This window comes from Candidatus Bathyanammoxibius amoris, from assembly GCA_024451685.1.
GTDB classification, from domain to species: Bacteria; Planctomycetota; Brocadiia; order Brocadiales; family Bathyanammoxibiaceae; genus Bathyanammoxibius; species Bathyanammoxibius amoris.
This window is the reverse complement of sequence record JAMXCW010000008.1, coordinates 70,735-83,522: the sequence shown is the minus strand read 5'-3', so window position 1 is coordinate 83,522 and position 12,788 is coordinate 70,735. Positions and strand designations below refer to the sequence as shown.

Annotated in this window: 15 protein-coding genes; 5 read left to right on the top strand and 10 right to left on the bottom strand. The window is 53.3% G+C overall.

The window, feature by feature from the left end; all coding sequences use genetic code 11:
• Window positions 1-870: DUF933 domain-containing protein (locus NOU37_06285; GenBank protein ID MCQ4574840.1), on the top strand; the 870-nt coding region annotated here is incomplete at its 5' end.
• A gap of 85 nt (window positions 871-955) precedes the next feature.
• Complete coding sequence (locus tag NOU37_06280) at window positions 956-1,756, top strand: hypothetical protein (protein MCQ4574839.1); 801 nt, start codon at window positions 956-958, stop codon at window positions 1,754-1,756.
• Window positions 1,757-1,955: 199 nt separating this feature from the next.
• Here NOU37_06280 and NOU37_06275 read toward each other — a convergent pair whose 3' ends face one another.
• From NOU37_06275 to NOU37_06250, 6 genes are all read right to left on the bottom strand, one after another.
• A complete protein-coding gene (locus tag NOU37_06275) occupies window positions 1,956-2,435 on the bottom strand; it encodes a hypothetical protein (protein ID MCQ4574838.1) in 480 nt (159 codons plus the stop codon).
• Between the two features lie 17 nt (window positions 2,436-2,452).
• A complete protein-coding gene (locus tag NOU37_06270; GenBank protein MCQ4574837.1) occupies window positions 2,453-2,935 on the bottom strand; it encodes a hypothetical protein in 483 nt (160 codons plus the stop codon).
• Window positions 2,932-4,668 (bottom strand): sodium:alanine symporter family protein, encoded by a 1,737-nt coding sequence (locus tag NOU37_06265; GenBank protein MCQ4574836.1) that lies wholly within the window; start codon window positions 4,666-4,668, stop codon window positions 2,932-2,934. The genes NOU37_06270 and NOU37_06265 overlap by 4 nt, the downstream gene beginning before the upstream one ends.
• 113 nt (window positions 4,669-4,781) lie before the next feature.
• Entirely contained in the window at window positions 4,782-5,165 is a 384-nt protein-coding gene (locus tag NOU37_06260; protein MCQ4574835.1) for a hypothetical protein, read from the bottom strand.
• Between the two features lie 33 nt (window positions 5,166-5,198).
• Entirely contained in the window at window positions 5,199-6,338 is a 1,140-nt protein-coding gene (gene mnmA / locus NOU37_06255; protein ID MCQ4574834.1) for a tRNA 2-thiouridine(34) synthase MnmA, read from the bottom strand.
• A 54-nt stretch (window positions 6,339-6,392) separates the two neighbouring features.
• Window positions 6,393-7,196, bottom strand: a complete 804-nt coding sequence (locus NOU37_06250; GenBank protein ID MCQ4574833.1) for a site-2 protease family protein — start codon at window positions 7,194-7,196, stop codon at window positions 6,393-6,395.
• A gap of 136 nt (window positions 7,197-7,332) precedes the next feature.
• On the opposite strand from NOU37_06250, the gene hemB reads away from it, so the two are divergent.
• The 3 genes from hemB to NOU37_06235 all read left to right on the top strand — a co-directional run bounded on the left by hemB (window position 7,333) and on the right by NOU37_06235 (window position 10,868).
• Entirely contained in the window at window positions 7,333-8,355 is a 1,023-nt protein-coding gene (gene hemB / locus NOU37_06245; GenBank protein ID MCQ4574832.1) for a porphobilinogen synthase, read from the top strand.
• 107 nt (window positions 8,356-8,462) lie between these two features.
• Complete coding sequence (locus NOU37_06240; GenBank protein MCQ4574831.1) at window positions 8,463-10,403, top strand: ATP-binding protein; 1,941 nt, start codon at window positions 8,463-8,465, stop codon at window positions 10,401-10,403.
• Between the two features lie 51 nt (window positions 10,404-10,454).
• Window positions 10,455-10,868, top strand: coding sequence for a response regulator (locus NOU37_06235; protein MCQ4574830.1), 414 nt, complete (start codon window positions 10,455-10,457; stop codon window positions 10,866-10,868).
• A gap of 48 nt (window positions 10,869-10,916) precedes the next feature.
• Here the strand turns inward: NOU37_06235 and NOU37_06230 are convergent, their stop codons facing one another.
• The 4 genes from NOU37_06230 to NOU37_06215 form a co-directional block, all read right to left on the bottom strand.
• Window positions 10,917-11,087 (bottom strand): hypothetical protein, encoded by a 171-nt coding sequence (locus NOU37_06230; protein ID MCQ4574829.1) that lies wholly within the window; start codon window positions 11,085-11,087, stop codon window positions 10,917-10,919.
• Window positions 11,056-11,589, bottom strand: coding sequence for a hypothetical protein (locus tag NOU37_06225; protein MCQ4574828.1), 534 nt, complete (start codon window positions 11,587-11,589; stop codon window positions 11,056-11,058). Before NOU37_06225 ends, NOU37_06230 begins: the two co-directional genes overlap by 32 nt.
• A 77-nt stretch (window positions 11,590-11,666) precedes the next feature.
• Window positions 11,667-12,167 carry a zf-HC2 domain-containing protein gene (locus tag NOU37_06220; GenBank protein MCQ4574827.1) on the bottom strand — a complete coding sequence of 167 codons (501 nt, stop codon included), beginning with the start codon at window positions 12,165-12,167 and terminating at the stop codon, window positions 11,667-11,669.
• Window positions 12,157-12,720 (bottom strand): sigma-70 family RNA polymerase sigma factor, encoded by a 564-nt coding sequence (locus NOU37_06215; GenBank protein MCQ4574826.1) that lies wholly within the window; start codon window positions 12,718-12,720, stop codon window positions 12,157-12,159. The genes NOU37_06220 and NOU37_06215 overlap by 11 nt, the downstream gene beginning before the upstream one ends.
• Between the last annotated feature and the right edge of the window lie 68 nt (window positions 12,721-12,788).

The window sequence follows — 12,788 nt, the reverse complement described above, 5'->3', positions numbered from 1 at the left end:
GTAGACTACCTGGGCATAACAAGGGGTGATGCCCGGCAGAACAGAAAGGTCATTGACATGATTAAGGACGTTGACGCCGTGGTCCATGTCATAAGGGAGTTCGAAGATGACTCCGTTGCCCACCCCCTGGGTGACGTTAACCCTGAGAGGGATGCTGAGACCGTCGAACTTGAGCTTATATTGTCCGACCTTGAACTGATAGACACCCGGCTTGGCGGCATGAAAGAGGCGGAAAAAAGGGGCAAGAAACAAAATGAAGAGGAAAGGCACGTCCTCCTTCGATGCAAAGAGGCTCTTGAGCAAGAAATCCCCCTGAGAAGGCTTGACTTCAGCGAAGAAGAAAACATTGCGATGAGACACCTCCAGTTTATCTCAATCAAGCCGGAGGTCATGCTCGTAAACATCCACGAGGATTCCCTCGGCAGGGAAGGGATTACAGAGCAGGAGGTCCTCGCCAAAAAATTCAAACTCCCCGTGGTATCTTCGGCAGGAAAGATTGAGATGGAGATAGCGCAGATGAGCGATGCGGAAGCGGAGGGATTTCTTAAGGACCTTGGCATCGAGGAACCTGCCATGTACAGGCTCATCCGCGTCTGCTATGAACATCTTGGCCTTATCTCGTTTCTCACCGTTGGGAAGGACGAGGTAAGGGCATGGACCGTGGAGAGGGGTACGGTCGCGCAGAAGGCGGCGGGCAAGGTCCATACCGACATAGAGAGGGGATTCATCCGGGCGGAAGTTGTATCCTTTAAGGACTTTATCGAGTGCGGCTCAGTCGCGGAGGCCCGGAAAAAGGGGCTTGTCAGGCTGGAAGGCAAGACCTACCAGGTCCAGGACGGCGACATGATTGATTTCAGATTTAGTGTATAAAAAGCCGGTTGTCAGTATAAAATATCTGGAGACATAATTGTTTCGGGATGGCACCGTCTGGGCGAATAATGCAAGGGAGTATGATATGAAGAATCTGGTTCTCCTGCTGATAGCAACAACGATGATTTGTCTGGGTGTAGTCAGTGCGGAAGCGGATACGTTCGACGAAATGATAGAGAAAAGGCAGGCCGCGGAGAAGAAGGAGACGGAAAAGAGTGGCGAGTTCAAGACGTACTATGACAATAAACAGGTGCAAACCATCGAAAACTACAAGGACGGCAAAAAAGACGGTGTGTTCAAGCAATATAATAAGGACGGAACGCTGCTAGTCGAAGAGAACTACAAGGACGGCGTCAAGAACGGTCCCGTAAAGGCCTACCATAACAACGGCAGGATATTAGTTGAAGGCAATTACAAGAACGGAAAATCGGATGGCACGGTCAGAAAGTGCTACGATAACGGCCGGCTGGAGGGGGTGTGGACCGACAAAGACGGCGTAAAGGAAGGTCTGATAAAGCATTACCACAAGAGTGGAGACTTAAAGTGGGAGGTGAAGGCCAGGAACGGCGAATTCCACGGGATGCTCAAAACGTACCTGGACGGTGGGTCGCTTAAAGGAGAGTGGATCTACGTTGATGGTGTAAAGCAGGGTCCGGCCAGGGAGTACCACGTTACCGGGCCGCTTTACCGTGAGGGAACCTATAAGGACGACAAACTGGAGGGTGTAGTCCGGACATACTACGACAGCGGCGAGGTGCGCATGGAGCAGACCTTCAAAGACGGCAAGCAGGTTAGCAAGACAAAATACTGGAACAAGAAGGGAGAGCAGACAGAAAAGGACACCTGGGGCATGCAGGAAGCAATCAAAGAAGAGTTGGGACTGTAAGGAGAATCCCGGCCCCGGCAGCGGGCAACCAAGGACGGCAAGACAGCAGGGGGTGCCGCAGGGCTCTGGCCTTGCGAGGACAAAAAACGTATCTCCCAACCGATAAAATTTGTAGTGGCAGAGTTTACTCTGCATTGCGTAGGGCGAGCTCGAATACTACATTGTAAGGCGGGTGCGACGCGGCGCGTTCTGCAACGGCTTATGTGAAGGTAGAGGAAATCCAGTCGCCAATATAATGAGTGGCGCAGATTACCGCTACCGCAACTAGAAGGTGCTCTCCGATTATGACCCAGGGTTTTTTGTCCTGCTCTCTGGCGATTATGTAGCTCAGGATACTCAGCACCGACAATCCCCATATCACACTCACTACAACTGCGGTCTGCAGGTCCAGCATTAGTACCGGCACGACGAACGTTAGCGCGCAGAAGAACTTGAACACAAAGGTGGAGATTGTCGCCTGCCATATCTCCTTTTGTGTGTGGATGTTTTCAGATTCCTCAGCGATGTGGATACCCAGGGCGTCCGAGGAGGCGTCAGCTATTGCTATAATTAATATGCCACCGAGAACGGCAATTTTTGAATGAGTGCCTGCGTGCAGGCCTACAACGACCCCCAGTGTCGTTATAATCCCCGAGGTCAGGCCGAAGCTGAGTCCCGTTCTTATCGAATGGTTGAGCATGGCAGTTTATACCGGTTTTAACCTTCCTTTAAATCAAGCGGTGTCTGTGCGCCGGTTTTGCCACCCTCTACCTCTTCTTTCGTAATATGCGGGAAATCCTCTTTTTCGAGGCGGTCGGGACCCTTTTCAAGGCCGTAGGACTGTTGTGCCGCTACGCTCGCGAAGTAGCCGGCCGTGCCCATTGACAGGGTAAAGCCAATGGCATACATGTAGTTGATGCTATAGTCACTTCCCACAAGACAATAAGAAATAAAGAATACCAGCGCGTTTGTAGCCGACCCTATCTCTACACTGAACCAGCCCAGCCGGTCGTGCCTTACCATACCCATTATTACAACGAATCCCAGTATGATGCAGTTTACAACGTTGGGGACGGTTATTTCGTTAAAGATGAAGAACAAGACGGCCAGACAGGCAGCCGTCGCTCCCGTGAAGGCCGCAAAGATCGCGATTAGTTCCAGCGAGTGTTCGGGGACAGTCCGTATGACCGAGCGTTTCACCGGTGCGCCCTCCGGTGTTGTCTGGAAAAATAGTCCTTCGTCAGGTACAGGACCACCGGGCTGAGCGCGACCAGTGCGATAAGGTTGGGAAAGGCCATCATTGCATTTGCAATGTCCGAGAAACCCCACACGAAGCGCAGCTGCGTCATGGCTCCCGTGAACAGAAAAAGCAGAAAAATGCACCTGTAAGGTATGAGCGCCACCGGCCCGAACAGGTACTGGGCGCAGCGGTCGCCGTAATACGACCAGCTTATTGCCGTTGATATGGCAAAGAGTATCAGCCCGGTGGTAACTATGAAGCCGCCGACGACGGGCAGGCCCGCGTTGAAGGCGTTTCTTGTCAGCACGGACGAGTCCGCGCCGCTCATCCACTGCCCGCTGATTATAATAACGAGACCGGTCAGGCTGCATAGTATCAGTGTGTCTACCAGGGGCTCAAGCAGCGCCACAAGACCCTCCCGCACGGGCTCCTTAGTCCGCGCCGCCGCATGGGCGATAGCCGCGCTCCCAAGACCTGCCTCGTTTGAAAATACGGCCCTCTTTATCCCCCAGTTTAAGGTATAGAGCACCGTAGCCCCCGCAAACCCGCCCGCCGCGGACGTCGGCGTGAACGCATGCTTGAATATCAGGTGAAACGCCTCAGGTACGCTGGTAATATTCCAGAGGATAATCGCCAGGGCGCCGGCCGTGTATATTGCACTCATAACCGGCACGAGACGGCTCGCCACCTTCCCTATGCGCCTGATGCCTCCGATAATTACCACACCCACGATGCCGGATAGAACAAGACCTATTATCGCGCGCCAGGCCAATTTCTGCGGTACCACAGTGCCTATCTCATTATCTGACAGGTGGTTGAGTGTCCTCCCCTCTTTGAGGAAGCCGAGCTCTTTGAGGGTGTTTGTCCCGCCGTACGGCTGCAGCGAAAACCTGCCGTCGCCACGGGTATGGTCGTTTAATATAATACTGTCTTCGTCGAGGGCGATGAAGGCCGTTACGCGGCCGTGATTTGAGGGGTTGTTGTTAATCAGCCCAAGGAAGTGGCCCACGGTCTCTGCCCTTGACAACTCTACGACAAACGAATCGCCATCGTTGAGTATCACCTGAAACCCTGCGCCCCCATCGAGCGTGATGCCTTTGCCCCCGTTAAGCGTCGAGAGTGGTGTGTCAGCATGGTATTTCGTCAGTGCGAACTGGTCGATAAATGCAATCGCCACTGAGTTGGACTGTACCATGTTGCCCCCGCCGAGTGTTGCAAGGAGCCCGAACGACGCGAACACTACGGCCAGCCACCTGAAGCGCGGCCCAAGGCCCCTCTCAATGTAATACATGGGGCCGCCGCTTACCGTGCCGTCGGCGTGGTGTACTCTGTACCTCTGCGACAGGGTGCACTCCGAGTACTTTATCGCCATCCCCAGAAAACCGGAGACCCACATCCAGAACAACGCCCCCGGCCCGCCGGCATGTATCGCAGTCGCCACGCCTGCGATATTGCCCACACCGACCGTTGCTGAAAGCGCCGCGCACAGGGCCTGGAAATGGGTGACGTCGCCGGGGTCCCCCTCCTTGCTGTACTTCCCCATTGTAATGGCGATACTGTGGGGAATTCTGCGTACCTGAGGGAAAACGAGGCGTACTGTATAGTAGCAGCCGGTGGCCAGTATAAGCACCACCAGTGGTAAGCCGAATACGAAGCCGGAGACGACCTGAAGCGCGTTGGCTATACTGTCCATGCAGAAGAGTTAGCAGTTTTCACGTCCATTTTCAAGTAGATTGTTCTACGCGCGGGCCGGTTGTCAATTAAAGAGGGAGCTGGACGCAGGGCGTTTAAATCAAAACGATATCTTTACCTCTTTCGGCCTTTTTTCAGGAAGAACCGGACGTTGTGTATCCAGTTTTTATTCACTTTTTTCGCGTACTCGCCCACACCCTTCCCACTAGTGGGGGCGTACCTGGAGGCCAGGAACTCCAGAAAGGTGGGATACTCCTTGTGCCCGTACTCGGTGTACCGCCTGCGGTTGTCCCTTATGGTATTGAGACAGATCCTGCGCGCGTCGGCCTTATCCTTGTAGGAAACAGACCTGATACCGTAGAGAAACTCGGCCTTTTCCCCGCCCTCCGCCTTAAAGATGGCGTCCGCAATCTCATCGTCCGTGTATACTTCAGCGAGTACGGGAGAGGCGGCTATGACCGTAAAAACCAGCATGGAAATAACGATTAGTATTTTCATCCGAATTTTCATCCTCAATATTGTGTCTTGTGCTCAAGAACGCGAGCCAGACTCCAGTGTGACGTTAGTTAAGGAGGCGCTTCTCTCTATCCATCCGCCCCCCAGGACCACGTCGCCATCGTAAAAGACCGTGGCCTGTCCGGGTGTGACGGCCTTTTGCGGCTCATCAAACACCACCCTGACCATCTCCTCATTTTCGTTTGTGAGGGGGTATATGTCAGCCGGGGCGGGCCTGTGGTTGTAGCGTATCTTTACGCCCGCCCTGAGAGGGGTTTTGCCCCCAGGTCTTTCAATGGCAACCCAGTTCAGCCCTTTAGCGAGGAACTCGGATGCAAGCGTCTCCTCGCTCCTTCCCACGGTTACTGTCCGCTCTGTCGGGTCTATATCCACCACGTAGCAAGGTTCTCCCGTGGCTATGCCAAGCCCCCTGCGCTGGCCTATTGTGAAGAACTGGATACCGTGGTGGCTCCCCAATACCCGGCCCCGGGTGTCCTTTATAAGTCCCGAACCGCTGGTCTTACCGGGATATCGTTCTCGTATAACCTCTCCATAACCACCCTCTGGTACGAAACATATCTCCTGGCTGTCGGGCTTTGCCTGGGTCTTGAGGCCCAGCTGCGCGGCCTTTTTCCGTACCTCGTCCTTGGTCATCCCGCCCAGGGGGAACAGGGCATGGGCAAGCTGCCGCTGTGACAGGGGGAAGAGCACGTAGGACTGGTCCTTTCGAGTATCGAGGCCCGTCTTTAACGCGTATCGTCCAGCCACCCTTTCCAGCCTGGCATAATGTCCGGTTGCCAGGTGGGATGCGCCAATCTCCTGTGCAAATTTGAGCAGTCTGCCGAATTTCAGGTTCTGGTTGCATACTATACACGGGTTGGGCGTCCTGCCCCGCGCGTACTCCGCGCAGAAATAGTCAACCAGTTCCTCAAACGCCTCCTTGAAATTCAGCACATAGAAAGGGATGTCGAGGGATTCTGCCACTCGCTCTGCGTCGTATGCGTCCTCCAGGCTGCAACAACTCCTGCGCCTGGATTCATTTATTGTGCCCGGCTCGGAGAGGTTGCCCATTCTCATGAAGAGCCCTGTCACCTCGTGGCCCTGCTCCTTCAGCAGATACGCAGCCACGCTACTGTCGACGCCGCCGCTCATGGCTACTACTATCTTTCTTCTCATAGCGTTGAATCTCTAAATGGTGCCGGTTTTCTATGGGCCAGGCAGCAATCCCTGTCAGGGTGCCTCAAATTCCAGCGGAAAGGGCGTGAAACACAGCACGAACAAGACGAGCATGGCCAGACCCAGGAGCTTTCTTCTCATGTCAAGACCGGTAGCCTCGTCCATGGGCGCGGGGTGACGAAAGCCAAATACAAGCAACAGCAGGCAAAACAGTATCCATCCCGGATAATAAAACACCGCTATAAAACAGAACGCAAAAATGCCCAGCTTGTAGACTAACTGGCTCTTTTTTCCTAACAGGGCATAGATGATATGGCCGCCGTCAAGTTGCCCTATAGGCAGCAGATTTAAGGCGGTCACAAACAGCCCGGCCCAGCCCGCAAAGGCGACCGGATGGAGATATATGTCAAACCCCTCAGGCACATCTCCGATTACAAGCCCCGCAAGCCAGGTAAACAGTATCGGCTCACCAAGCCCCAGATACTGTGTATCTCCGGCGGCAGGCACCGCGCGCACCTCTGAAAGGGTGAGACCAATTATAACGGCGGGAACGGCAAAGACCATCCCGGCCAGCGGGCCGGACGCCCCTATGTCAAAAAGCGCCTTCTTGCTGGGAATGTAGCCCTTCATCCTAATAACCGCGCCAAACGTGCCGAAGGGCGGAAAGGGAACCGGTATAAAAAAGGGCGCCGTCGCCTCCACCCCATGCCTCCTGCACATCACGAAATGACCCATCTCATGGGACAGCAGTATGGTCATTATGGCCATTGAGTAATAAGGGCCGTTAACCAGGTAAGTAGTCGCTGCGGTACAAATGAAGAGGATTATGTTGATTCGGTATTTCTTCAAGAGCTCCATTGCGGGCCATTCTAAGCCAAGTAATATGCATATCTTATGTACATTTATAATTCTACATAAATTTTAACTTTACGCATAAATGTTGTCAAGTACAAACGGTTTGACATGCTTGCGCGGCAACCCTATAATATCCGTTTTGCCGATTACTTTAAGCGGGGAATACTGTCACATGCTGTTTCCAGGCTACCGTCCCAGAAGACTTCGCGGCGGTAAAACCATCAGAAGGCTGGTCAGGGAGACAGACCTCAGCATAAACGACCTGGTAATGCCCCTCTTCGTCAGGCCCGGTAAGGGCGTGAAGAAGGAAATACCCTCCATGAAGGGCAACTATCAGATGTCCGTCGACGTCCTGGCAAAGGAGGCCGTGGAGCTTGAAAAGCTGGGCATCCCCGGTGTTATTCTTTTTGGAATCCCAGAGGCAAAAAACCCCCAGGGCACCGGCGCCTATGCCGGGAACGGCATAGTGCAGGAGGCGGTAGCGGCCCTGAAGGAGAAGACAAAGGACATACTGATAATCACGGACGTCTGTCTGTGCGAGTATACTGACCACGGTCACTGCGGCCACATAGTGAAAGACGAGCATACGGGGCAGTTTGACGTTGATAACGACGCCACGCTTGAACTCCTTAAGAAGACCGCGCTGTCGCATGCAAAGGCCGGCGCCGACATGGTCGCTCCCAGTGACATGATGGACGGCCGTGTAGGGGCGATAAGGCAGGCTTTAGACGACGCAGGTTACCAGAACGTCCCTATAATGTCGTACGCCGCCAAATACGCCTCATCGTTTTTCGGCCCCTTCAGGGACGCCGCTGAATCGCCGCCGAAGTTCGGGGACAGGCGCACCTACCAGATGGACCCGGCTAACGCGCGGGAGGCGCTCCGCGAAGTCGCTATAGACATCGAAGAAGGCGCCGATATCGTTATGGTAAAGCCGGCATTACCCTATCTTGACATCATCCGCCTGATAAAAGACGAGTTCAGCCATCCCTTGGCGGCATACAGCGTCAGCGGTGAATTCTCGATGATAAAGGCCGCCGCCCAGATGGGCTGGCTTGACGAGAAGGAGACGGCCCTTGAAATCCTTACGTCTATCAAGAGGGCAGGTGCTGATATAATCATCACCTACTGGGCGAAGGACGCCGCAGGCTGGCTGAAGTAAGGGTATTAAGGCAACACCATGCCGGTTGATTGACCGGCGGCCGGGGGTTAATCCTGCCGGGGGTATAGCTCATTCCACCAGCTTGCGACCTGTAGGACTAATTTGTTATGGAAAAGATGCCCTCGAAAAATCACGCCAGGCCGGATACCGGCTCAGCGGGTCGAAAGCGAAACCCGTTCCAGTCGATAAAGGCCAAACTGCTAATCTTTACACTCTGCATCTCGCTCATACCCATCGTCTTAATCTCCACCCTGGGCTACATCCATGCGAGGAGGACGCTGAAGGAAGAGACGCTGCACCGGTTGACGACGGTCGCGGAGTCGAGAAAGGCTCACCTTGAGGCCTTTATGGAGGGCAAGAAGGAAAGAACCATAGACTTCAGTTCTGACGAGTTTATAAAAGACAGCCTTGATAAAATTAGGCTTGGAGGACCTGGTAAGGACGATACCGCCACTGCCCTGAGTAAACATCTATTAGAGAACAAGAAACCGCTTGACCCCTATCTTAAGGAAATAGAAGTCGTGGACCTGAACGGCAGGGTAGTTGCATCCACACATGAGGCGCTAATTGGAAATGTAATGTCCAACCATGATGTAGCATATACGAAAACCGTGGATAAAAACTACGCTGAAACCTATTTTGGCAGCCCGCACTACACGCCCTACCTGGAAGCGAATTCCATTTGTATTGCCGCGCCTATTAGCGCCAGGGGGAGTGACGAGCCGTCAGGCGTCCTCATCAACCACTATGATATGGTATTTCTAAATGAGATTGCAGGCAACCGCGCCGGGCTGGGTGAGACCGGAGAGGTGTTGCTGGGGAATAAGACGGGGGATGAGATCAAATTCCTCTCACCCCTGCTGTATGCGCCTGATGCACCGCTGACGCTGAGTATCCCGGTGGATTCTACCGGGGCCGAGCCCATGAGACTGGCATTGGAGGGGAAGAGCGGGGCGCTCATAGCCCCTGATTACAGGGACGTTACGGTACTGGCCGCATATCAAAGCATCCCCTCCCTGGGCTGGGGGCTTGTTGCGAAGATAGACGAGTCAGAGGCCTTTGCCCCGGTAAAGATGATAGGCCTCTTAGCGCTTATAGTAGGCCTGGTCAGTGTCGCGGCGGTTGTCAGCGTGGCATTCTTATTTGCCGCTTCGACGTCAAGGCCCATCAAGAGGCTAAGGGACGCAACAAGGCGGTTTACGGAAGGGGACCTGGGGCAGAGAGTAAACATATCCCGTCGAGATGAGATTGGCGACCTGGCCGACAGCTTCAATACTATGGCCGGGGAACTTTCCACGGAAATCACAGCGCACGAGTACGCCGAGGAACAGCTCAGGAAGCAACGCGACTATCTCAGAAAGACGAGCGATGCGCTGGCGGCCGCGAACAAGGAGCTGGAGGCCTTCTGCTACTCGGTCTCTCATGACCTGCGCGCGCCGTTACGGAGCATCGACGGATTCAGCAAGGCGCTTGTGGAGGACTACGCCGAGAAGCTCGACGAGACGGCACAGGACTACATTACCCGTGTGCGGCTGGCCAGCCAGCGTATGGCACAACTTATTGAGGATTTACTTAACCTGTCACGAGTAACGCGCAACGAGCTGCATCATGAGAGGGTTGACCTGAGCGCGATGGCGCAAACCGTAGCCGCCGAGCTTCAGAAGACACAACCCGAACGGCAGGTGGAGTTCGTTATAAAGGACGGTCTTGTCGCAGACGGGGACGAGAGACTGCTGCGGGTGGTACTTGTGAACCTGCTGGGAAACGCCTGGAAATTTACTGGAAAGTGTGAACGTCCAAGAATAGAATTCGGTTTTACAGAGCATAAAGGTGAGCCTGCATATTTCGTGCGCGACAACGGCGCGGGTTTCGATACGGCCTACACCAGTAAACTATTCGGAGCTTTCCAGCGGCTTCATGCCGCAACAGAGTATGAGGGTACGGGTATCGGACTCGCCACCGTGCAACGGATAATCCACCGGCACGGCGGCCATGTCTGGGCTGAGGGCGCAGTAGGAAAGGGGGCCACGTTCTATTTTACGCTTTAACAGCAACCGAACAACGGGAGGTGCACCTTGACTGAAAGGGCGATACTACTGGTGGAAGACAACCCTGATGACGTGGCGCTGACCATGCGCGCGCTCAAGCAGAACAACATCCTGAACGAGGTTGTGGTAGCGGAGGACGGCGTCGAGGCGCTGGATTATCTGTTCGGGACCGGCGCGCACACCGGGCGCGACACAAGAGATATGCCGCAGCTCATCTTACTGGACCTGAAGTTGCCGAAGATAGACGGTTTGGAAGTGTTGCAGCGGATACGTGAGGATGAACGGACCAAGCTCCTTCCCGTGGTAGTGCTCACTACGTCCAGCGAGCAGAAAGACATGCTCTGCAGCTACAAGTTGAACGCAAACAGCTACGTCCGCAAGCCGGTGGATTTTGCACAGTTTACGGAAGCGGTCAGGCAGCTGGAATTATACTGGCTCCTCATAAACGAACCACCACCGTCGTGAGGGAAGGTCTGACCTTAATTAGCTGAATGCCGCGCCTGTTGAATGTTCTTAAGAGCATTTTACCCTTTCGCGCGGCGCACAAAGCAGGTTAATACCTTCGCCCACCGCGTCGACCAGCTTCTCGCCCGCTGCGGCGGGTGCAGAACCCGCCACGCCGGCCTCCAGGTTGATGCCTTCCGGCCTGCCTTTATTCCGGTTCTTTGTGGTCCTCCCGCTCACCTCTGCGTGGACTCATTTCCTCGTGCCGCCGGCCTTTCTCTCGACGACCCATCCTCTTCTCTCTTGCGGCGGCTACTTTTTCCTGAAATATCTCAAATTGCTCCCGGTTCAGAATCTCTTTCAACCGTAGAATTGAAGCGACCCGTTCATCAAGGAGCTGCGCCGTTAGAAGCTTAATTTCTGAGGTAATCCGGTCTATCTCGCTTCGGTCCGAGTCATATTTTCTCAGTACGTCTTTCAGGTTCAGGCGGTTGTCCTTCAGCAGCATTCGTGTTTCTATCATTTTCCTGCGGCTTTCCGTCCGAAGTTGCGCAATCTCGGCCTGCTGGGTGTCTGTAAGGCCCAATTCCTTAATGAAATCGGCCTTGCTGAAGTGACGTAGATTGTCGCCCTTGCCGTGTCCTCCCCCAAAGGATTTTCCATACGCCGGAGAGGCTGAAAGAAACATTACTGCCAGCATTAACGGTACGGCCCTTTTTAAAATCTGTGTTTTAGTGTCCATGGCTCCCTGTGTCCTCAATGTGTTTCAAAGATTTGTCTGCCTTCAATAGTTTAGACAGGCAAGGGCTCCCAAAAGTTTCATTCTGAAGAAAAATAGTCCTCTATGTTAACCACATAATCCATATTAGTACCACCGTTTTCCTCATCGAAATATGCCAGGTACTGAATTTGCTCCTCCAGATAATCATTAACAACATCTTGAGGGTTTGACTGTCGGTGGGACATCAGTAATGTTGTTACAGACGCGGCTATAATTAGAATCAGCATGGCTGTGGATAAAACAAATACGGGTCTCTTAATGGAAAATGAACGTTTTAGCCTCGTAAAAACGTTCGCTGAGGACTGTTTGTCCCTCTCTTCTGCGATTGTATCTTTTATCCGGTACCAGAGCGACTCAGGCGGAGGGATGCCCTCCGCGTCCTTAAACGGTTCAAAGGCCGTTTGCCTGGCTGCTCTCTCAAACTCCCGACAGCGTGCGCAGGCAAACAGATGCCTTTCCACCTGTTCCCGCGTATCTACAGTAATCTCGCCGTCCGGATAATCAGTGAGGAGTAGTTCTTGTACCTTGTCACAGTTCATTTTTAACACCTCTGTATCTTGCATGCGCCATTAATTGTTCTCTTGCCCTTTTAAGTCTGGAACGCACCGTATTGATATTTATGTCCAAGACCTCAGCAATCTCTTGATAACTCAGGCATTCAATATTCCTTAATACCACACAGGCCCTTTGTTCGGGGTTAAGGATTTTCAACATGGAACTAACAATCTTTTCCCGATGTTCTTTGTCAATCTTTTCTTCCAGTTCATCATCCATGCCCGGCCTCTTCAGATTCTCACTGTATTCGGCCGCTGCGTTGTCCTTCTTTGATCTTTTTCTGGAATAGTTGATTGCGGCGTTGACGGTAATCCTGTATATCCAGGTCCTGAGAGAGGCCTGAAAGCGAAAGCCCTTGAGCGTGCGGTATATTGTGAGAAATACCTCCTGTGCAACCTCCTCCGCGTCGTCTCTATTATTTACTATCCGGTGGGCCACGTTGTATACAAAGCCGGACGTTGATTTGTATATCCGCTCAAAGGCATTCATATCGCCTTTTGACGCCTGTATGATGATATCTCTGGATATATCCCGCATTTTACCTCTACCCTTTTGGACAATAATAAGATACAAAAAGTTGCCTTTTTCTGAAAACTGTTTTTGGT

Excerpts from the sequence above, each read along its gene's own strand:
- NOU37_06265 (MCQ4574836.1), bottom strand. The coding sequence starts at position 4,668 with ATGGACAGTATAGCCAACGCGCTTCAGGTCGTCTCCGGCTTCGTATTC.
- NOU37_06275 (MCQ4574838.1), bottom strand. The coding sequence starts at position 2,435 with ATGCTCAACCATTCGATAAGAACGGGACTCAGCTTCGGCCTGACCTCG.
- NOU37_06250 (MCQ4574833.1), bottom strand. The coding sequence starts at position 7,196 with ATGGAGCTCTTGAAGAAATACCGAATCAACATAATCCTCTTCATTTGT.
- NOU37_06215 (MCQ4574826.1), bottom strand. The coding sequence starts at position 12,720 with ATGCGGGATATATCCAGAGATATCATCATACAGGCGTCAAAAGGCGAT.
- NOU37_06220 (MCQ4574827.1), bottom strand. The coding sequence starts at position 12,167 with ATGAACTGTGACAAGGTACAAGAACTACTCCTCACTGATTATCCGGAC.
- NOU37_06240 (MCQ4574831.1), top strand. The coding sequence starts at position 8,463 with ATGGAAAAGATGCCCTCGAAAAATCACGCCAGGCCGGATACCGGCTCA.
- mnmA (MCQ4574834.1), bottom strand. The coding sequence starts at position 6,338 with ATGAGAAGAAAGATAGTAGTAGCCATGAGCGGCGGCGTCGACAGTAGC.
- NOU37_06260 (MCQ4574835.1), bottom strand. The coding sequence starts at position 5,165 with ATGAAAATACTAATCGTTATTTCCATGCTGGTTTTTACGGTCATAGCC.
- NOU37_06280 (MCQ4574839.1), top strand. The coding sequence starts at position 956 with ATGAAGAATCTGGTTCTCCTGCTGATAGCAACAACGATGATTTGTCTG.
- NOU37_06225 (MCQ4574828.1), bottom strand. The coding sequence starts at position 11,589 with ATGGACACTAAAACACAGATTTTAAAAAGGGCCGTACCGTTAATGCTG.